This is a genomic window from uncultured Algibacter sp. (assembly GCF_947487575.1).
Classification (GTDB): Bacteria; Bacteroidota; Bacteroidia; order Flavobacteriales; family Flavobacteriaceae; genus Algibacter_B.
In genome coordinates this window covers 210,780-232,159 of sequence record NZ_CANKXG010000005.1, presented here as the reverse complement: position 1 = coordinate 232,159, position 21,380 = coordinate 210,780, and the positions used below count along the sequence as shown (strand labels likewise).

Genomic DNA, 21,380 nt, shown 5'->3' with positions numbered 1-21,380 from the left:
GTTTTAAGCTTCGTTCAGGACATAGTTGCAACATTTTTGTGTATGGTTAGTTGCGTGTTTGAACAACTAATTTAGTAAATAAAAACGAATGCAAGAAAATTCCGAAGTAATTTCCCAAATAAACAACCACCAAAGCAATTAATTATACACGCAGAAGCAAAGACTTCTTTAGCATTGAAAACCTCCCTCTCTTTTCTACACAGATTTCGTACAGTTCTATGAGGACTTTAGGACCTCGGTTTTAAGTCGTTGAAACTCGCGTAGATTGTTCTTTCAAAACTCATTTTCTTATGAATAAAGATATTAAATATTTTGGAATCGACATTAGTCATTTAGTGTTTGATGTTACAGATTCTGCTGGTAATTATTATCAGTTTAAAAACAATTTATCAGGCTTTAAAAAGTTTACAAAGCTTTTAGATTTAACGAGTCATTGTGTTATGGAAGCTACAGGCTATTATCATTATCAGTTGGCTTATTATTTATTAGAGTCTGGTATAAAAGTATCAGTAGAGAATCCATTATCTGTAAAACGTTTTATTCAGATGAAGCTCTCTAAATTAAAGACAGACAAGAGTGATTCAAAACTAATTTGCGAGTATGCTATGCAGGTTGATTTGCGTCTATGGAAAGGCAACTCTAAACACCGAACGGAATGTCTTCAAATGACCAGACTCCTTTCTATATATACAAAACAGAGTACTATGTTAAAAATAAGATACATGGCGAATCTGTTTTAGGCACCCCAATGTTATGTGTTGTTATTTTAGAATAGAGAATATCCAAATATTATTGATAATGTTTTATATTCTGCAAAAAAATTAAAATTAGATAATAATTGTCTTGGTGTTTGATACCTTAACTCTATACTGAATTTATCATTATGCTTATAACCTAAACCAAAAGCCATATTAAATGGTGTTTCAATTTCTAATAAATCAATTTGTGGATCATTTAAACCAAAATCATAAATTACAGAAGCATTTATAAAAATTTTAGAATTATCATTTAAAAAGAAGTAGTGTCTTACACCAGTATGGAGTTCAATTGAACTATAATTAATAATTACATTTCTAGTTGATTCTTCTATAAAACTTTGATAAGTAGGCTCAATTATAAGTGACCATTTATTTTTATTAAAAGGAAGAATAAATTCTGCTTCTATCCCAAAACCAAAACCTAGTTCGTTTTTAATATTAATATTTCTATAATTAGATACTAATGAAGAGCTATTTAATCGAGGCCTGATAGTCAAATTAAATAAATCTTTTTTTTGCTTTTCTTCAAAGTTGATATATTCTTGATTATTACAGCTGTTATATGCTACAAAAAAAATGACCAAATCTGATTTTTTGTAATTTAATTTTTCTACTCTGTTCTTTTTAATGTCAGCGCATTTCAAATCATCCCATAGCTGATTTCTAAATTTATTATTTACGATAATTTTATATTCAGGAGTTATATAACTTTTAAATACTAATTGCTCAATATTAGATTTTTCGATGCTATAAAAATATCTTGTTAAACTACCGTCAACGTAACTATACAAAGTAGATTTTCCTTCTACTAATACTTTTAAAAAGAGTTCTTCTTCTTGAAATTTAGCTTTTCTTTCATTATCTAATTCATCAGATTTGTTACTAGATCTATCAATTTTCACAGAACTTCTCACATATTTTAAAGCGTTATGAATCCCAAATTCTTTAACTGATTTTATTGTTTTATTATTTAATTCGCTATTTTCTGTTAGTTTATATTTGAATTCAGTTGGATTATTTTGCCAATCAATATTTTTAATTAAACAATTAATTTTTTGATTATTATTATCAATGTAATATCCATTTTCAAAAGAAATTTGAGAGTAACAATTAAAACTTAAAATCGTGGTTAAAAGAAATATTAGTTTTATTTTCATAATTATTTTAATTTATAATATTAAAATTGTTGAGTTTTATTAATACACAAATAGTTATATAATAACTTTTATGACTCATATCCTGCAAATAAAACAGTTTAAAGTAACTTCTATATTGCTATTATTCTGTAAATATAAAACCATTTTGAAATAAATATCATACGACCAAGCAAAAATAAATTGCTAAAATCACAGACATTTTAAGGTAATTTACCTCTCAATTGAGTGGTATCCTTTTTTGTGCTTAAACCAAATTTAAAGTCAGGTTTAAGCACTAAACATAATGAGATATAGCAATAAGTTTAGCACAAGAAAGCTATAACCCTTTTAAGGATAAACTCCAAATAGAAATAGCTACTAATAAAAATATTAGATTCCAGCAATTTCGCCAATTTCGGCAATAAATTTATCGCCTAAAGCATCGGCTTCTTCTTGCGATTTTGCTTCGGTATAAATTCTAATAATGGGTTCTGTATTACTTTTACGTAGGTGTACCCAACTTTCGGAGAAATCAATTTTAACACCATCAATAGTAGTTAGTTGCTCGTTTTGGTAACGGTTTTCCATTGCTTTTAAAATACCATCAACATCTAGACCAGGTGTTAATTGTATTTTCTTTTTACTCATAAAATAACTTGGGTAGGTTTTACGAAGTGCACTTACACTCATGTTTTTATTGGCAAGTAAGCTTAAAAACAAGGCTACACCAACTAGCGCATCACGCCCATAGTGAGCATCAGGGTAAATAATACCGCCATTGCCTTCGCCCCCTATAACTACTTTATTTTTTTTCATGAGTTTAACAACATTTACCTCACCTACGGCACTTGCTTCATACATACCGCCATGTTTTTCGGTTACGTCGCGCAGCGCTCTGGTAGAACTCATGTTACTTACCGTATTTCCAGGTGTTCTGCTTAATACATAGTCTGCACAGGCTACAAGCGTGTACTCTTCTCCAAACATCTCGCCGTTTTCATCCATAAAGGCTAAACGATCTACATCTGGATCTACAACTATACCAAAATCTGCTTTATGCTTTTTAACGGCTTCAGACAAATCTGTTAAATGCTCTTTTAAAGGTTCTGGATTATGCGGAAATTGCCCGTTAGGTTCACAGTGAATTTTTATTACATCTACACCTAATCGCTCTAAAAGTAATGGAATAGCAATGCCTCCTGTAGAATTCACACCATCTACAACCACTCTAAATCGAGCTTCTTCTATTGGTTTTACAGTTACAAGATCTAAATCTAAAACTTCAATAATATGTAAATCTATATAGGCCTTATTTTTTGTGATTTTACCTAGACTATCAACATCTGCAAAATTCATATTATCACTTTCTGCAATGTCTAATATTTTTGCACCTTCAACGGCATCTAAAAACTCTCCTTTTTCGTTAAGTAACTTTAAAGCATTCCATTGTTTTGGATTATGACTAGCAGTTAGAATTATTCCGCCATCTGCATGCTCCAGAGGTACAGCAACTTCAACAGTTGGTGTTGTTGATAAACCAACATCAACAACATCAATACCTAACCCAATTAAGGTATTCATAACTAGATTTTGAATCATTTTTCCAGAAATACGAGCATCTCTACCTACTACAACTTTGTAGTTTTCTTTATTACGTTGTTGCTTTAACCAAACTCCGTAAGCTGATGCAAATTTTACTGCATCTATTGGTGTTAAATTCTCGCCTACTTGTCCGCCAATGGTTCCTCTTATTCCTGAAATTGATTTTATAAGTGTCATATTTTCTTTTTATTGAAAGGCAAATATAGTATTTCAAAATCGGATTTCTTAAATCAGAATTCGTAAATTTCACAAATGAACTACTTAGCACATATTTACCTATCGGGTGAAAACGATTTAGTTACTATTGGAAATTTTATTGCAGATGGTATTAAGGGAAAACAGTATAAAAAATACTCAAAAAACATACAAATAGGCATATTGCTACATCGCCATATTGATACTTATACCGATGCACACAAAACTGTTAGGCTAAGCACAAAGAGACTTCATGAAAAGTATAGTCATTATTCTGGTATTATAGTAGATATTCTTTATGATCATTTTTTAGCCAAAAACTGGAGCAAATATTGCGATATTCCTTTAGATGAATACGTTGAAAGTTTTTATGACTCTCTTGAGGCTAATTATAATATACTACCTATACGAATTCAAAAAATGATGCCTTATATGCTAGCAGATAATTGGCTATTAAATTATGCTTCAATTGAAGGTATTTCTAGAGTCTTAGATGGCATGAACAGGCGCACTAAAAACCGCTCAAGTATGAATGAAGCCATTGTTGAACTTGAAGCCTTTTATACAGAATTTGAAAATGAGTTTTCAGAATTTTTTGATGAACTTATAACCTCTTCTAAGCAAAAATTAGACGCTTTAAAACAAGAATTTCATGATTAAACATTTTTTATCAGTTATTGCATTGTTATGTCTTTTTGTTTCATGTGAAAAAACCATTAAAGATTCTTCACCAATAAAAGGTCTTATTACAAAAAATGCTATGGTAGTTTCTGCACGTGCTGAAGCTTCTAAAATTGGAAGTAACATTCTTAAAAAAGGTGGAAACGTTTTTGATGCTATGTGCGCTACACAATTAGCCTTAGCAGTTGCATACCCTTTTGCAGGAAACATTGGTGGTGGCGGATTTATGGTTTACAGAAAAGCAAATGGAGAAATTGGTTCTATAGATTTTAGAGAAAAAGCACCTTTGGCAGCAACAAAAGATATGTATCTAGACGAAAATGGAGAAGTTATTCCAGAAAAAAGCACTTTAGGCGCAATGGCTGTTGGCGTTCCTGGTTCTATTGCAGGAATTTTTGATATACATGAAAAGCTCGGATCCATGCCAATAGAAGACATTATACAACCTGTAATAGATTTAGCCAACAAAGGCGTTATTGTTACTAAAAAGCAAGCTAGAGCAATTAGAGAATATCAGCCTCTTTTTCCTAAAGTAAATAAATACCCCATTATTTTTGATAAACGCTGGAAGGAAAACGACACTATTAAATACCCTGCATTAGCCAAAACTTTAGAACGTATTTTAAAATTTGGTAAGCATGAATTTTACAAAGGAGAAACTGCCAAAATACTTGCTAAGTTTATTCAAGAAAATGGTGGCATAGTTACCGAAGAAGATTTAGCAAAATACGAGGCTATATGGCGAACACCTATAACATTTACTTATGATGATTTGAAAATAATTTCCATGGCGCCTCCGTCTAGTGGCGGTATATGTTTAGCACAAATTATGAAAATGCTTGAACCTTTTCCTTTGGACGAATTTGGACACAACACACTAAAATCCATTCAAGCCATTACAGAAGCAGAAAGGCGCTCTTATGCAGACAGAAGCTTTTATTTAGGGGATTCCGATTTTATAAAAATCCCTGTTGAAACCTTAATAAAAGAAAATTATTTAAGCGGGCGCATGGCTGGTTTTTCATTTGACCAAGCAACTCCATCCAGCTCAGTATCTCATGGTAACATTCAAATTATAGAAAGTAATGAAACTACCCACTACTCTATTATAGACCCTTTCGGAAATGCAATTGCAGTTACTACAACGTTAAATGGTGCTTATGGCTCAAAGTTATATTGTTCAGAACTTGGCTTTTTTCTTAATAATGAAATGGACGATTTTAGTAGTAAACCTGGCGAGCCAAATATGTTTGGTCTTATTGGTGCCGAGGCTAATAGTATTACCCCAGAAAAGCGTATGTTAAGTTCTATGACACCTACCATAGTTGAAAAAAACAACAAACTATACATGACACTTGGCACTCCCGGAGGTTCAACCATCATTACATCAGTATTACAAACTATATTAAATGTGCATGAGTTTAACATGGGCATGCAAGAAGCTGTAAACGCGCCTCGTTTTCATCATCAATGGTTACCAGACGAAATTAGAATAGAGCCCAACGCATTCAACAAAAATTTAATAAAAAAACTAAAAACTTTAGGCTATTCAATTAACGAAAAAGATTCTCCCATACTTGGCAAAGTCGATGGAATACTTGTTTTAGAAGATAACTCGTATGAGGGTGGTGCAGATTATCGAGGAGATGATACGGCTATCGGTTTTTAAGGGTTTCCTTTTTATAAACCATTCTTGTTTAATAATTTAGCCGTTAATAAAACTTTACCAAACTCCATTTTATGCCGGGCAAACCTAAAAAAATATTAAAAATAATAGCAGGAATTGTCATTTTTTTGACACTTCCAAGCCTCTTATTTTTTGGCTTCTTATACTTTAAATACAACGAAGCATTACCAACAGGAGTTCAAGGAGAGCAAGCAGATGCTTTAGCTCACAAAATACTTAATGCTTTAGATTACGAAGCCTACAAATCCACAAATTATATAGAATGGACATTCAAAAAAAGACACCATTACGAATGGAATAAGGCTAACAACACTTGCAATGTCTATTGGAAACAAAATAAAGTAGTTCTTGATTTAAACGACACATCAAAAAGCAAGGTTTACATTCATAGTTTTAAAAATGAAAGCGACATGGCCAAAGAGCTTATCGAAAAAGCTATTTCTTATTTTAACAACGATTCTTTTTGGTTAGTTGCTCCCTATAAAGTATTCGATGAAGGCGTGGAACGCAGACTTGTAAAAACTGATGATAATAAAAACGCACTATTGGTAACTTACACCTCTGGTGGATCAACCCCTGGCGACTCCTATTTGTGGCTACTTAATGACTCAAACAAACCAAAAGCCTTTAAAATGTGGACTTCTATTCTACCAATAAATGGTTTAGAAGCATCATGGAACGATTGGACAACTACCGAAAGTGGTGCACAATTACCAACATTTCATAAGCTTTTATTTATAGGTTTAGAGATTGATGATGTTAAAGTAACAAAGTAAACATCTGGTTTTTTAAGTTTTTTATGGAGCAACCCTATCGGGTCGGGCTATTAGTTTATCCGCTTTTAACTTCACATCATACAGTCTTTAAACGAATTAAAACTTCATAAGATTTTAACAAAACAACAAGACAAACCCATTTCATTTGTAAGCCCAAAAAACGTAACTTCGCAACTTTGCCAATTTATGAGCCAATTCACAGATTTTATTGAAGTAAAAGGAGCCAGAGTACACAATCTAAAAAATATAGATGTGTCCATTCCTCGTGAAAAACTTGTTGTTATTACAGGTTTATCAGGCAGCGGAAAATCCTCATTAGCTTTCGATACTATTTATGCTGAAGGACAACGTCGATACATTGAAACATTTTCTGCTTATGCCAGACAATTTCTTGGAGGTTTAGAACGACCAGATGTTGATAAAATTGATGGCCTTTCTCCTGTAATTGCAATTGAACAAAAAACAACCAGCAAATCTCCACGTTCCACAGTTGGTACTATTACAGAGATTTACGATTTTATGCGTTTGCTTTTTGCACGTGCTAGTGATGCGTATAGTTACAACACAGGCGATAAAATGGTTAGTTATAGTGACGAGCAAATTAAAGCACTCATTATTAAAGATTTCAACGGAAAACGCATAAACGTTTTATCTCCTGTTGTACGTTCAAGAAAAGGGCATTACCGCGAGTTATTTGAGCAAATAGCTAAACAAGGTTTTGTAAAAGTAAGAACCGATGGTGAAATTCGTGACATTGTAAAAGGGATGAAATTAGACCGTTATAAAAATCATGATATCGAAATTGTTATCGATAGATTGGTTATTAATGACACCGCTGACAATGATAAGCGTCTTACAGAAACCATCAACACGGCCATGTATCATGGTGACGACGTACTATTGGTTATTGACCAAGACACCAATACAGCGCGCTATTTTAGCAGAAGTTTAATGTGCCCAAGTTCTGGAATCTCTTACCCAAATCCAGAACCAAATAATTTTTCGTTCAATTCACCAAAAGGAGCCTGTTCAAATTGCAACGGTATTGGCACACTTTATCAAATAAATAAAGATAAAATTATACCTGATGATTCTCTTTCAATAAAAGCTGGAGCACTAGCACCACATGGGCCACAAAAAAATAGCTGGATTTTTAAGCAATTTGAAACCATAGCACAGCGCTTCAATTTTAAATTAACTGATGCATATAAAGACATTCCTGAAGAAGCCAAACAAATTATTCTTTATGGCGGAAATGATAAATTTTCAGTTGAAAGTAAAACATTAGGAGTTACTAGAGATTATAATATAGACTTTGAAGGCGTTGCTAATTTTATTGAAAATCAATACAAAACTGCAGAATCTAGGTCTTTAAAACGTTGGGCTAAAGATTATATGGACAAAGTACAATGTCCTGTTTGTGAAGGTTCACGTTTAAAAAAAGAATCCCTTTACTTTAAAGTAAACGGTAAAAACATAGCAGAACTGGCTAATACCGATATTGTTGAGCTAGCCGATTGGTTTAACGCTTTAAATAATTATCTATCTGAAAAACAATTAAAAATAGGGGAAGAAGTTGTAAAGGAAATAAAATCCAGAATCCAGTTTTTATTAGATGTTGGTCTAGATTATTTATCCTTAAATAGAAGTTCAAAATCGTTATCTGGTGGCGAAGCACAACGTATTCGGTTAGCAACACAAATTGGCTCGCAGTTAGTTGGTGTACTTTATATTTTAGACGAACCAAGTATAGGCTTGCATCAGCGCGATAACGAAAAACTTATCAATTCCTTAGTATCACTTCGAGATATTGGTAACTCCGTAATTGTTGTTGAACATGACAAAGACATGATTGAACGTGCTGATTACGTGATTGATATTGGTCCAAAAGCAGGTAAATATGGTGGCGATATAATTAGCATAGGTAATCCAGATGAACTCAAAACACACAATACGCTTACCGCAGATTATTTAAATGGCACTAAAGAAATTAAAGTTCCTAAAAAACGAAGAAAAGGAAATGGCAAATTTCTAGAACTTAAAGGCTGTACAGGTAACAATTTAAAAAATGTTTCCGTAAAATTTCCTCTAGGAAAAATGATTGGTGTTACTGGTGTTTCAGGAAGCGGAAAGTCAACATTAATTAACGAGACACTTTACCCGATTTTAAACGCGCATTATTTTAATGGTGTTAAAAAGCCAATGCCTTATAAAAGTATTAAAGGTTTAGAGCATATTGATAAAGTGATTGACATTAACCAATCCCCAATAGGAAGAACACCAAGAAGTAACCCTGCAACTTACACAGGAACATTTAGTGAAGTAAGAGCTTTATTTGCAAAAATACCAGAAGCCATGATTCGTGGTTACAAAGCTGGGCGTTTTAGTTTTAATGTTAAAGGTGGACGTTGTGAAACATGTCAAGGTGGTGGTTTACGTGTTATCGAAATGAACTTCCTTCCAGATGTTTATGTGGAATGCGAAACTTGTCAAGGTAAACGTTTTAACCGCGAAACTTTAGAGATTCGCTATAAAGGTAAAAATATTAGTGATGTTTTGAATATGACTATGAATGAAGCTGTAGAGTTCTTCGAGCATATTCCTAAAATACATAAAAAGCTAAAAACAATAAAAGATGTTGGTTTGGGTTATATTACTTTAGGCCAACAAAGCACAACGCTTTCTGGTGGTGAAGCACAACGTATTAAACTGGCCACAGAGCTTTCCAAAAGAGATACAGGAAATACGTTTTATATTCTTGATGAGCCAACAACTGGTCTTCATTTTGAAGATATTCGTGTTCTAATGATAGTACTTAATAAATTGGCCGACAAAGGGAACACGGTACTTATTATTGAACACAACCTTGATGTTATTAAAACTGTAGATTACATTATTGATATTGGCTACGAAGGCGGAAAAGGTGGCGGACAAATAATTGTTGAAGGTTCGCCCGAAAAAGTCGTTAAACACAAGAAAAGTTACACCGCTAAGTTTCTTAAAAAAGAACTAAATTTGAAATAATTGGATATTGAAAAATTCAACATATAAACGCATAAACTTTTATATATGAGAAAGGAAAAACACCACAAAGGCTGGAACGAAATAAAAACAAACGATTCTTGGGCTATTTTTAAAATCATGGGCGAATTTGTAAATGGCTATGAAAAGTTAAGTAAAATAGGACCTTGCGTATCTATTTTTGGTTCAGCTAGAACAAAACCAGATCACAAATATTATAAACTTGCTGAAAATGTAGCAAAAAAAATTGTTGAAGCTGGTTATGGTGTTATTACAGGTGGTGGGCCAGGTATAATGGAGGCAGGAAATAAAGGTGCCCATTTAGCTGGAGGAACTTCTGTTGGTCTTAATATCGACTTACCTTTTGAACAACACGACAATCCTTATATAGATCAAGATAAAAGTTTAGATTTTGATTACTTTTTTGTTAGAAAAGTTATGTTTGTTAAATACTCTCAAGGGTTTGTGGTTATGCCTGGTGGTTTTGGTACTTTAGACGAACTTTTTGAAGCCATAACACTTATTCAAACTCATAAAATTGGTGAATTCCCTATTATTCTTGTTGGAAGAGATTTCTGGGAAGGCCTTATGGATTGGATAAAAAAGACACTTTTAGACAGCTTTGGAAATATTAGTGCTAAAGATTTAGACCTTATACATTTAGTAGACAACGAAGATGAAGTTATTACTATTCTTGATGATTTCTACAAGAAATCTGGTTTAAGTCCAAACTTTTAATTTAATAAACTATAAACCTCAGTTAAACATATATATACGCATAATAACTATATGTAAGCTATAAACCATTGTATTTTATTATATTGTGACGCCTTGCATGAATCTATTAACCTTTAATGCTATTGAAATTGAAAATTCACTTTTTTAGTTGTATTGTTTTATTATTTGTTAGCCTTACAAGTTTTGGTCAAAACAAAATTGATGTTAAGGCAATTTTTGATATTGAAAATAAACAAATAAAAATATCACAATCTATTCAATATCAAAACTCTACAGATGATGAATTGCAGTCTATTTATCTTAACGATTGGAATAATAGTTACGCAACTAAAAAAACACCATTAGCCATTCGTATTGCTGATGAATATAATAACAATTTTCATCTTGCTAAAAATGAAGAACGAGGCTATTCTGTAATTACCTCAATAAAACAAAATGGTAAAAACCTTGATTACGTTCAATTAAAAAATCAAATAGACGTTTTAAAAGTAACATTAAAAAACCCCTTAAAACCAAAAGGCTCGTATACCATAGAACTAGAATATTTAGTAAAAATTCCAAATTCAAAATTTACAGATTACGGAATTACTGAAAATGGAGATATCAACTTAAGATACTGGTACATTACACCTGCAATATATAATGGTGAATGGCAATATTATAGCAACAAAAATTTAGACGATTTATTTATTCCTAAATCTGATATTACTTTAGAAATTGAGCATTCTAATGACTATGCTTTAACTTCAGAATTAGACATAAGTAGCACAGAGCAAATTGCTGAAAAACAAGTAGTTAAACTTAAAGGACTTGATAGAGTTAACAATAAGTTATTTTTAAGTAAAGCATCAAACTTTAAAACTTTACAGGATGGTGATTTTTCAATCATTTCAAACATTGGTGATGAAGGCATAGATGTTATTGATAAAGTATTAATTAACGAAAAAATCACTGATTATATTTTTGAAAATTTTGGAAAATACCCTCATAAAAAATTGCTTCTTACTCAAATTGATTATGATAAAGACCCAATATATGGCTTAAATTTTCTACCTAGTTTTATAAAACCATATCCTAAAACGTTTCAATACGAGTTGAAATTTTTAAAGATTGCTTTGCGCAATTATATAGAAAACACACTCTTATTGAACCCTAGAAAAGAACAATGGCTAATAGATGGCATTCAAATTTATTATTTAATGAATTATGTAGATGTGCATTATCCAGACATGAAATTCTTTGGAACTATTGCTGATTTCTGGGGTGTAAGATCATTTCATGCTGCAGATCTGAAATATAATGATAGATATGTATTGGCTACAATGTTAATGGCAAGAACAAACAGAGATCAACCATTAGCTATGGCCAAAGATTCTTTACTGAAGTTTAATAATCGTATATCCAATAAATATAAAGCTGGCGTTGGGCTTAGGTATCTAGATGATTTCGTAAATAAAGATGTGGTCGAGAATAGTATTGAATCATTTATTAAAGATAATAAGCTTAAACAAACTTCGGTTAAAGACTTTGAAAGTTTCATAAAAAGTAAAACAGATAAAAACATAGACTGGTTTTTTAACGAGTATGTAAAAACTAGAAAAAAAATAGATTTTAAAATAAGAAAGGTAAGAAAAACCAAAGACTCTATTACGCTAACTATAAAGAATAAGAACATAAATAAAATGCCTATTTCTTTATATGCGCTTAAAAATGATAGTGTCATATCAAAAACATGGGTAGAAAATATAAATGATAGCAAAACTATTACAATACCTAGATTAGACGCAAACAAACTGGTTCTTAACTATGGCAACACCATTCCAGAGTTTAATTTAAGAGATAACTGGAAATCATTAAAAGGATTCTTTTTTAATAATAAACCACTGCAATTTAGACTGTTTCAAGATTTTGAAGACCCGAATTACAATCAAGTCTTTTTTATGCCTATTGCTGAGTTTAACAATATATATGATGGCTTTACACTAGGTGCCAAAATATACAATAAAACGGTTTTAAGAAAACTATTTAATTACAAAATCACGCCACGATACTCTTTTAAATCAAAATCTTTAACTGGGGCCGCATCAATATTTCAAAGTCATTATATAAAAAATAAAAATTTGTATACCATTCATTACGGTGTTTCAGGAAGTTATAGTTCATTTGCTGATGGTTTATTTGTCAAAAGGATAACGCCATCAGTCCAGTTCCTTTTTAGAGAGAATAAAGATCTTAGATCCAATAAAAGACAATGGCTAAGCATTAGGCATGTAAATATCAACAGAGACAAAGACGTAAGTGGAATTTTAACTTCAAATGAACCAAACTATAGCGTTTTTAATATTAGATATATCAATTCTAATGATAATTTAATCAATTTCAATAAGTGGTATACAGATTTTCAAATCGGTGCAGATTTTAGTAAAATATCCTTAAATTATGAGTTTAGAAAGTTATTTGAAAGTAATAGGCAAATAAACATTCGAGCATTTGCAGGAGCGTTTCTTAGTAATAAAACAGATTTAGATTCTGATTTTTTTAGTTTTGCTTTAGATAGACCGACAGATTATTTATTTGATTACAATTATTTAGGGCGCTCTGAAAAAACAGGGATATTTAGCCAACAGTATATTGAGGCTGAGGGTGGTTTTAAATCAAAATTAGATACCCCATTTGCTAATCAATGGATAACTACATTAAATGTAAGTACAACACTTTGGAAATACATACTCGCTTATGGCGATATTGGTTTAGTAAAAAACAAATTTACTTCACCCAATTTTGTTTATGACTCAGGAATTCGTATCAATTTAGTGACCGATTACTTTGAGGTTTATTTTCCAATATATTCTAATTTAGGCTGGGAAATTGGTCAACCTAATTACGACCAAAAAATACGTTTTAAATTTACTGCAGATCCTAAATCTTTGTTAGGGTTATTTAGAAGACGCTGGTACTAATTTTTTTTGATTATATAATAATCATTAAAAACTATCAAGTCTTAAGTATTTCACAAAATACCTGATAAAAATCTACAAATTTTAAGAATTTGATAATTTTTATCACTCAAATTAATTGCAAAAAAGGCGCATAATGACTACTTTTGCATTCCAAAAGCATGAATCTATGCAACCCATAACTGACTTGAAAAACAATTTGTCATTCGAAGATTTTAAAGCTGAAGTAATAAATGACTACCGAACTGCTATGGTAAGTCGTGAGTGTAGTTTACTGGGTCGCAGAGAGGTTTTAACAGGGAAGGCAAAGTTTGGAATTTTTGGTGATGGTAAAGAGGTACCTCAATTAGCAATGGCAAAAGCTTTTATGAAAGGTGATTGGAGGTCTGGTTACTACAGAGACCAAACATTCATGATGGCTATTGGCGAACTGACACCCAATCAATTTTTTGCTGGTTTATATGCTAATACAGATATTAAGGAAGAACCTATGTCGGCTGGTCGCCAAATGGGAGGGCATTTTGTAACACATAGTCTAAATGATAATGGCAGCTGGAAAGACCTTACTAAACAATATAATTCTAGTGCAGATATCTCACCAACTGCTGGTCAAATGCCACGCTTACTTGGTTTGGCTCAAGCATCAAAAATTTTCAGAGAGGTTGATGGTATAAACACAACCAATTTTTCAATAAAAGGAAATGAAGTCGCATGGGGAACTATTGGTAACGCCAGTACTAGCGAAGGCTTATTTTTTGAAACCATAAATGCCGCTGGAGTTTTACAAGTACCAATGGTGATTAGTGTTTGGGATGATGAATATGGTATTTCTGTTCATGCCAAACATCAAACTACAAAAGAAAATATCTCAGAAATCTTAAAAGGATTCCAAAGAGACAAAGATAATAATGGCTACGAAATTTTGCTTGTTAAAGGCTGGGACTATGCTAATTTAATAGAAACCTATCAAGAAGCTGCAACTATTGCTAGAGAAGAACATGTACCTGTTTTGATACATGTAAAAGAACTTACGCAACCGCAAGGCCACTCAACATCTGGTTCGCATGAGCGTTATAAAACAGCCGAAAGACTTGAATGGGAGGCTAAGTATGATTGTAACACTAAATTACGTGAATGGATTATTGAAAGCGGTATAGCTACAAATGAAGCCCTAGTTGAAATTGAAAGAAATGCAAAAAAAAATGTAAGAGAGGCAAAAAAGAATGCTTGGAATACCTTTTTGAGGCCAATAAAAAAGGAACAACAAGAATTAATTTCAATTTTAAAACAAGTAGAATCTGCAAGCGTTAATGGCACTTTTATTTCAAAATTAAAAGATAGTATAGCAAATATTACAGAACCAACAAGAAAAGACATTCTATCGCATGCAAGAAAAGCCCTTAGGTTTATTGTTGGAGAATCTATTCCAGAGAAAAAAATATTAAGCAAATGGATAAATTCTATTTTTGAACATGCTCAACCTATGTTTAGTTCGCATTTATATAGTGAAACACAGCGTTCTAACATAAAAATTAATGAAATAAAACCAACTTATAACGATGATGCAACGCAGGTAGATGGCAGAATAATACTTCGTGATAACTTTGATACTATTTTTAACCAATACCCAGAAGCTTTAGTATTTGGTGAAGACACAGGTAATATAGGAGATGTTAATCAAGGTTTAGAAGGTTTACAAGAAAAATATGGAGAATTACGGGTTGCAGATGTAGGTATAAGAGAAGCTACAATTATAGGCCAAGGTATTGGTATGGCTTTACGCGGTTTAAGACCAATTGCAGAAATTCAATATTTAGATTACATTCTATATGCCCTACAAATAATTAGTGATGACTTAGCAACCTTACATTATAGAACCAAAGGAAAACAAAAAGCTCCATTAATTATTAGAACGCGCGGGCACAGATTAGAAGGAATATGGCATTCTGGTTCTCAAATGGGAGGTATTCTAAACTTAGTTAAAGGCGTTAATTTATTAGTACCAAGAAACATGACAAAAGCAGCCGGATTTTATAACACCCTTTTATATGGAGATGACCCAGCTATAGTTGTAGAATGTTTAAATGGATATAGGCTTAAAGAAAAAATGCCTAACAACTTAGGCACTCTTAAAACACCTATAGGCGTTGTTGAAACTATAAAAGAAGGTTCCGATATTACCCTAATTTCTTATGGTTCTACCTTACGCATTGTTGCTCAAACGGCTAAAGATTTATTGGCGGTCGGGATTGATGCTGAAGTTATTGATGTTCAATCATTAATGCCTTTTGATTTAAATCATGACATCGTAAAAAGCATAGCCAAAACAAATAGAGTCGTTATTATTGATGAGGATGTACCTGGTGGTGCTTCAGCATATATGCTTAATAAAATATTAAACGAACAAAACGCTTTTCAATATTTAGATAGCAATCCAAAAACATTAACGGCTAAATCTCACCGACCAGCTTACGGTAATGATGGCGATTATTTCTCAAAACCTTCTGCCGAAGATATTTTTGAAAGTGTTTATGGTGTTATGCACGAGGTAAACCCTAAAAACTTTCCAAAGTTAAGATAAAGTCATGTTTGGGCATTACCACAAGGGTCGAAATTTCCGTTCTAAGTCCTCGTACCTCTCCCGATAGCTATCGGGATTGGGCTGTGGGCTATCCACTACAATCCCTAACCTGGTAGGTCCGCCATTATAGGTGTCAACTTACAACATACACTTATTTTTTAACACCAATAAACCAGCTCACTTATAATGGATTTTTTATATTTAACAACAAATCATTTTTTTAGATGAAAGCTGTGCCATTACCAGAAATTAAGAAAGAATTGAAAACACTTTCAAGTCAAGAAATTGAAGTACTTTGCTTGCGTTTAGCGCGTTTCAAAAAAGAGAACAAAGAACTCCTCACCTATCTATTATTCGAATCACATAACGAAAGTGGATATATAGAAACCGTAAAAACATATATGGACGACGAGTTTAAACTCATTAATAAAGACAGTTACTTTTACATCAGAAAAAGCGTTCGTAAAATTCTCCGAAACGTAAAAAAATTCATCCGATACTCCCAAAAAAAAGAAACCGAAGTAGAACTATTAATCTATTTCTGTGAAAAACTAAAAGACTTTAAACCAAGCATAAAACGAAGCACACAACTTCTCAATATGTATAATAGGCAAATTGCTTTAGCAAAAAAAACAATTGATAAACTTCACGAAGATTTACAATATGATTATAATTTGATGTTAGAAGACCTTTAAAAAGCTATTATTAGACCAATTCATCTTCATAATAATCATTAATAACAACATCTTTATTAATAATTAAGCTTGAATCCTTAGTAATCGGGTAACCAATTTCTTGAAGATACAACCTCAAACCTTCCATAGCATTATGGCTTTTATAACTAAAACTTAAAATCTTTGTTTCTACATCAATTTCTATATTCGATATACCAGCAACTATAAGTAATTTTGATAAAACAAAATCCCTACAATTACTACATCCTATTGCATCTATGTTTACAGTGGCATACATCGTTTACATCTTAAAGTTGTAAACTTATAAAGTAAAAATGTTATAAAATGTGATATTTGTTAGGTTTTAAAAAAAAGCGAAATATAATACTACAAATCGTATATAAGCCGCTCAAGTTTTTTAACATCTAAAATCTTAGTTTTCTTGTTAGATATTAGAATATAACCCTCTTTCTTCATAGCAGAAACACTTCTTATACAAGATTCAGTTGCTGTACCTACAACACTACTTAAATCTTCTCTAGACAAGCTCATGCTTAGATAACCTTCATTATCTTCTCCATAATTATTTTTAAGATAAATAAGTGTTTGAGCTATTCTTTGTTTAACATTTTTTTGAGAAAGATTAATAATAGTGTCATTAGAATCTTTTAAATCACTAACAACCGTTTTTAAAACTTCCAAAGTAAATTTAGGATTTGCTTTTAAAGGGTTTACAATTTTTTCTTTAGGAATAAAACATACCTGCATATCATTCAAAGCTGTAGCACTCAAATTCACTTTCTCGTCGGCTATTACAGAACTTTGACCAATAACCTCTCCTTTTGTAGCCAATTTAACTATTTGGTCTTTACCATTAGAGCTTAATTTAGAAAGTTTAGAAACACCATCACGAATACAAAAAACACCATTTAATTTCTCGCCTTCTTCAAAAAGTATATCTCCCTTTTTTATAATTTTAGAAACTTTTGCTTTAGAGACTTCACTAAGTTCATCTCTATTCAATGCATGTAAATCATTAAACTGTCTAACTATACAGTTTTCACAACGGTTTGCATTTTTATCTTGCTCCATTAAAGTGTTAGTCTTTAGAAGCAATAAAGATACATGATGAAAAAAAATTGAAACCTATAAAATTATAGGTTCAACACGTTTTTATAAATTTTCTGAGTTCTTTTTCTGAAATGATTTTAATTTTATCACGTTTTAAACTCAAAAGGTTTTTTCCTTTAAAAGAAGCTAATAAAGAAATAATATATTCACTAGTAGTTCCTAAAATACCAGCTATGTCACGGCGTTTTAAAGACACATTAATCCAACCTTCCTTTTCAGTACCAAATTTATCATTCAAATACATTAGTAAACCAGCAAGCCTTACTTTAACCGTAGCATGATTTTGAAAATATGCAATTTTCTCAGTTTCATCTTCCATATCTCCAATAAACCCTTTTAAGATATCTTGACAAAAGGCATTATTTTCTCTAAGGCTTTTTATTATTGGCGTTTTATCTAGTAAACAAAGCGTAGTATCTTTTATAGCTGTAGCGGTAACTAAAGCTCCTTTATTAGTAATAATAGAGCGTCTTCCCATAAGGTCTCCTTTACCAAGTAATTTGGTAATATGCTCTTTTCCGCTATCATCTATTAAAGAAAATTTACAAGCACCTTCTTTAATACAATATAATTTCTGCAAAAGTTCATTTTCAAGAAACACAATATCGCCTTTAACTATTTTAAGAAACGAAGTTGTTTTCTCTATAAGCGCAAGCTCATTGCTTGATAAGCTTTTAAAAAAGTTGAACTGCTTTCCAACGTAAACATTATAATTAGACATAATCTCATACCTTTAATTTAAGCAAAAGTACGCTTGAATGGGTGCTTAAAAAATGACAAAAATCAGCTTATATTTAAAGGTTTTAAAAGATTAAATTTCTTTTAAATTAAAAAAATATAGAACGATTTACTAAACAAAACATAATGCTTTGTTTGAATGCTTGCTGCAATATTTTATCTTTGCTACCTTTAATAGCATAATGATTTATGAAGATTTCATATAACTGGTTAAAACAGTTTTTAAAAACAGATTGGGCACCAGAGCAAACCAGTGAATTACTTACCGATTTAGGACTTGAAGTTGAGGGTTTAGAAACCTACCAATCTGTTAAAGGCGGATTAGAAGGTGTTGTTGTTGGCGAAGTTTTAACGTGTGTAAAACACCCAAACGCAGACAAACTAAAAGTAACAACAGTTAACGTTGGTGGTGAAGCACCATTGCAAATTGTATGTGGAGCACCTAATGTAGCTGCCGGGCAGAAAGTACCTGTTGCTACTATAGGCACTACTTTATATACTGATGAAGGTGAATCTTGGACTATAAAAAAAGGTAAGATTAGAGGCGAAGAAAGCTTTGGTATGATTTGCGCTGAGGATGAATTAGGTCTTGGTAAATCTCATGATGGCATCCTAGTTTTAGATGATAAAATTAAAGTAGGAACACTAGCCACAGATGTTTTTAACATTGAAAACGACCAAGTTTTTGAAATTGGCTTAACTCCAAACCGTGCTGATGCAATGAGTCATTTAGGAACTGCTCGTGATTTAAAAGCTGGATTGGTTCAAAAAGATATTAATTTAGAATTAATAACACCTTCTGTAAGTGCTTTTAATGTTGAAAATAGAACTTTAAAAATAGATGTAGATGTTATTAATAAAGACTTAGCACCTCGATATTGTGGTGTTACAATTTCTGGTTTAAAAGTTGCTGAATCTCCTGCTTGGCTACAACACCGATTAAAAGCTATTGGCTTGAGTCCAATAAATAATATTGTAGATGCAACTAATTATGTTTTACATGATTTAGGGCAACCACTACATGCTTTTGACGCTGTAAAAATTTCTGGAAACAAAATTGAAGTTAAAACATTGAAAGCGGGAACCAAATTTATCACTTTAGATGGTGTTGAACGCGAATTACATGAAGATGATTTAATGATTTGTGATGGCGAAAAACCAATGTGCATTGCTGGAGTTTTTGGAGGCATTGATTCTGGAGTTACCGAGAATACAACTAGTATTTTCTTAGAGAGTGCATATTTTAACCCTGTGAGTATTAGAAAATCGGCTAAACGTCATGCTTTAAATACTGATGCTTCATTTAGGTTTGAGCGCGGTATAGACCCAAATATTTGTGAATATGCTTTAAAACGCGCTGCATTACTAATTCAGGAACTAGCAGGCGGTGAAATAACGAGTGACATTATTGATATTTATCCAAATAAAATTAAAGATTTTGAAGTCCGTTTAAGTTTTGAAAAAGCTAAGAAATTAATAGGAGAAGAAATTCCTAGAGAAACTATTAAAAGTATTTTAACCTCTTTAGATATAAAAGTAAACAATGTAACCGAAACTGGTTTAGGTTTAACTGTTCCTGCTTTTAGAAACGATGTTGAGAGAGAAGCAGATGTTATAGAAGAAATACTAAGAGTTTACGGGTATAATAATATTAAAACTACCGAAAAACTTAACGCATCCATATCCACAACAACACGTTTTGAAGATTATAAAATTCAAAACATTGTTGGGAATCAATTGGCTTCACAAGGTTATTATGAAATTCTTTCAAATTCGCTTACAACTCCAAATTATGTAGCTTTAAGTGAACAATTAAAGGATGAACATAACATTACTATGTTAAACCCTTTAAGTAATGATTTATCAGTTTTAAGGCAGTCTTTATTATTTTCAGGTTTAGAAGCCGTTTCATTTAATATAAACAGAAAGCGATCAGATTTAAAGTTGTTTGAATTTGGAAAAACCTATCATGGTTATGATGATAAACGTGAAGAATTTAAGCATTTATCTCTTATCATAACTGGCAATCAATCCTCTGAAAATTGGATTAGTAAAAGTAAAAAAAGTGATTTCTTTTTAATGAAAGGCTTAATTACTTCAATTCTTGAGCGTTTAGGCATTTCTAAGTTCCAGGAGTCGCCAATTAAAAACGATTTATTTGCTGAAGGCATTAGTTTAGGGTTAGGTAAAAACAAATTGGTAGAATTTGGTTTGGTAAAAAAGTCTATTTTAAAACATTTTGATATTGCTCAAGATGTGATTTATGCAGATTTTAAATGGGATACTATTTTAGATTTGGTTAGGCATAATAAAATTAAGTTTAAGGCTATCCCTAAATACCCTGAAGTACGGCGAGATTTCGCCTTACTTTTGGATGACAACGTTACTTTTGAATCTATTTATAAAATAGCCAAGCAAAGTGAAAAACAATTACTTAGAGATGTAAATCTATTTGATGTATATCAAGGTAAAAACTTACCAAAAGGTAAAAAGAGTTATGCGGTTAGTTTTACACTTCAAGATGAAAACAAAACGCTTACTGATAAACAAATTGATAAGATTATGAGTAAACTACAAACTAGTTTTGAAAAACAACTTGGAGCAGAGTTAAGATAATTATAAAAACTTTAACAACTTAAAGCCAGCTTATAGCTGGCTTTTTTGTTGGGCGCATTTGAAAATTTCGTATATTTAGAAAACAACTT

15 protein-coding genes are annotated in these 21,380 nt (G+C 31.8%); 10 read left to right on the top strand and 5 right to left on the bottom strand.

The window, feature by feature from the left end; translation table 11 throughout:
• Positions 1–290: 290 nt before the first annotated feature.
• Positions 291–740: a transposase gene (locus Q0870_RS07220; protein WP_298553836.1), complete on the top strand. Its 450-nt coding sequence runs from the start codon at positions 291–293 to the stop codon at positions 738–740.
• A gap of 26 nt (positions 741–766) precedes the next feature.
• Here the strand turns inward: Q0870_RS07220 and Q0870_RS07215 are convergent, their stop codons facing one another.
• On the bottom strand, positions 767–1,915 hold the full coding sequence (locus Q0870_RS07215) for a tRNA modification GTPase (protein WP_298553835.1): 1,149 nt from the start codon (positions 1,913–1,915) through the stop codon (positions 767–769).
• Positions 1,916–2,284: 369 nt separating this feature from the next.
• Positions 2,285–3,673, bottom strand: coding sequence for a phosphoglucosamine mutase (gene glmM, locus Q0870_RS07210; protein WP_298553833.1), 1,389 nt, complete (start codon positions 3,671–3,673; stop codon positions 2,285–2,287).
• A 75-nt stretch (positions 3,674–3,748) separates the two neighbouring features.
• Here glmM and Q0870_RS07205 point away from each other — a divergent pair, with 75 nt between their 5' ends.
• The 8 genes from Q0870_RS07205 to Q0870_RS07170 all read left to right on the top strand — a co-directional run bounded on the left by Q0870_RS07205 (position 3,749) and on the right by Q0870_RS07170 (position 16,827).
• Complete coding sequence (locus tag Q0870_RS07205) at positions 3,749–4,351, top strand: acyl carrier protein phosphodiesterase (protein WP_298553831.1); 603 nt, start codon at positions 3,749–3,751, stop codon at positions 4,349–4,351.
• A complete protein-coding gene (gene ggt, locus Q0870_RS07200) occupies positions 4,344–6,041 on the top strand; it encodes a gamma-glutamyltransferase (RefSeq protein ID WP_298553828.1) in 1,698 nt (565 codons plus the stop codon). The genes Q0870_RS07205 and ggt overlap by 8 nt, the downstream gene beginning before the upstream one ends.
• 71 nt (positions 6,042–6,112) lie before the next feature.
• Entirely contained in the window at positions 6,113–6,835 is a 723-nt protein-coding gene (locus Q0870_RS07195) for a hypothetical protein (protein ID WP_298553825.1), read from the top strand.
• Between the two features lie 186 nt (positions 6,836–7,021).
• Positions 7,022–9,859 carry an excinuclease ABC subunit UvrA gene (uvrA, locus tag Q0870_RS07190; RefSeq protein ID WP_298553822.1) on the top strand — a complete coding sequence of 946 codons (2,838 nt, stop codon included), beginning with the start codon at positions 7,022–7,024 and terminating at the stop codon, positions 9,857–9,859.
• A gap of 45 nt (positions 9,860–9,904) precedes the next feature.
• Positions 9,905–10,594 (top strand): TIGR00730 family Rossman fold protein, encoded by a 690-nt coding sequence (locus tag Q0870_RS07185; protein WP_298553819.1) that lies wholly within the window; start codon positions 9,905–9,907, stop codon positions 10,592–10,594.
• Positions 10,595–10,722: 128 nt separating this feature from the next.
• Positions 10,723–13,554: a metalloprotease gene (locus Q0870_RS07180; protein WP_298553816.1), complete on the top strand. Its 2,832-nt coding sequence runs from the start codon at positions 10,723–10,725 to the stop codon at positions 13,552–13,554.
• Positions 13,555–13,720: 166 nt separating this feature from the next.
• On the top strand, positions 13,721–16,132 hold the full coding sequence (locus Q0870_RS07175) for an alpha-ketoacid dehydrogenase subunit alpha/beta (RefSeq protein ID WP_298553977.1): 2,412 nt from the start codon (positions 13,721–13,723) through the stop codon (positions 16,130–16,132).
• A gap of 224 nt (positions 16,133–16,356) precedes the next feature.
• A complete protein-coding gene (locus Q0870_RS07170; protein ID WP_298553813.1) occupies positions 16,357–16,827 on the top strand; it encodes a hypothetical protein in 471 nt (156 codons plus the stop codon).
• 10 nt (positions 16,828–16,837) lie between these two features.
• Here the strand turns inward: Q0870_RS07170 and Q0870_RS07165 are convergent, their stop codons facing one another.
• From Q0870_RS07165 to Q0870_RS07155, 3 genes are all read right to left on the bottom strand, one after another.
• On the bottom strand, positions 16,838–17,104 hold the full coding sequence (locus Q0870_RS07165; RefSeq protein ID WP_298553810.1) for a heavy-metal-associated domain-containing protein: 267 nt from the start codon (positions 17,102–17,104) through the stop codon (positions 16,838–16,840).
• A gap of 89 nt (positions 17,105–17,193) precedes the next feature.
• Positions 17,194–17,898 carry a Crp/Fnr family transcriptional regulator gene (locus Q0870_RS07160; RefSeq protein ID WP_298553807.1) on the bottom strand — a complete coding sequence of 235 codons (705 nt, stop codon included), beginning with the start codon at positions 17,896–17,898 and terminating at the stop codon, positions 17,194–17,196.
• Positions 17,899–17,968: 70 nt separating this feature from the next.
• Positions 17,969–18,658 carry a Crp/Fnr family transcriptional regulator gene (locus tag Q0870_RS07155; protein WP_298553804.1) on the bottom strand — a complete coding sequence of 230 codons (690 nt, stop codon included), beginning with the start codon at positions 18,656–18,658 and terminating at the stop codon, positions 17,969–17,971.
• A 206-nt stretch (positions 18,659–18,864) separates the two neighbouring features.
• On the opposite strand from Q0870_RS07155, the gene pheT reads away from it, so the two are divergent.
• Positions 18,865–21,291, top strand: a complete 2,427-nt coding sequence (pheT, locus tag Q0870_RS07150; RefSeq protein ID WP_298553802.1) for a phenylalanine--tRNA ligase subunit beta — start codon at positions 18,865–18,867, stop codon at positions 21,289–21,291.
• Positions 21,292–21,380 lie beyond the last annotated feature (89 nt).

What these genes read in the sequence shown, in the direction of transcription:
- Q0870_RS07155 (WP_298553804.1), bottom strand. Translation starts at nt 18,658, where the DNA reads ATGTCTAATTATAATGTTTACGTTGGAAAGCAGTTCAACTTTTTTAAA.
- Q0870_RS07175 (WP_298553977.1), top strand. Translation starts at nt 13,721, where the DNA reads ATGCAACCCATAACTGACTTGAAAAACAATTTGTCATTCGAAGATTTT.
- ggt (WP_298553828.1), top strand. Translation starts at nt 4,344, where the DNA reads ATGATTAAACATTTTTTATCAGTTATTGCATTGTTATGTCTTTTTGTT.
- Q0870_RS07195 (WP_298553825.1), top strand. Translation starts at nt 6,113, where the DNA reads ATGCCGGGCAAACCTAAAAAAATATTAAAAATAATAGCAGGAATTGTC.
- Q0870_RS07165 (WP_298553810.1), bottom strand. Translation starts at nt 17,104, where the DNA reads ATGTATGCCACTGTAAACATAGATGCAATAGGATGTAGTAATTGTAGG.
- Q0870_RS07185 (WP_298553819.1), top strand. Translation starts at nt 9,905, where the DNA reads ATGAGAAAGGAAAAACACCACAAAGGCTGGAACGAAATAAAAACAAAC.
- Q0870_RS07160 (WP_298553807.1), bottom strand. Translation starts at nt 17,898, where the DNA reads ATGGAGCAAGATAAAAATGCAAACCGTTGTGAAAACTGTATAGTTAGA.
- pheT (WP_298553802.1), top strand. Translation starts at nt 18,865, where the DNA reads ATGAAGATTTCATATAACTGGTTAAAACAGTTTTTAAAAACAGATTGG.
- Q0870_RS07205 (WP_298553831.1), top strand. Translation starts at nt 3,749, where the DNA reads ATGAACTACTTAGCACATATTTACCTATCGGGTGAAAACGATTTAGTT.
- Q0870_RS07220 (WP_298553836.1), top strand. Translation starts at nt 291, where the DNA reads ATGAATAAAGATATTAAATATTTTGGAATCGACATTAGTCATTTAGTG.
- Q0870_RS07215 (WP_298553835.1), bottom strand. Translation starts at nt 1,915, where the DNA reads ATGAAAATAAAACTAATATTTCTTTTAACCACGATTTTAAGTTTTAAT.
- uvrA (WP_298553822.1), top strand. Translation starts at nt 7,022, where the DNA reads ATGAGCCAATTCACAGATTTTATTGAAGTAAAAGGAGCCAGAGTACAC.
- Q0870_RS07170 (WP_298553813.1), top strand. Translation starts at nt 16,357, where the DNA reads ATGAAAGCTGTGCCATTACCAGAAATTAAGAAAGAATTGAAAACACTT.
- glmM (WP_298553833.1), bottom strand. Translation starts at nt 3,673, where the DNA reads ATGACACTTATAAAATCAATTTCAGGAATAAGAGGAACCATTGGCGGA.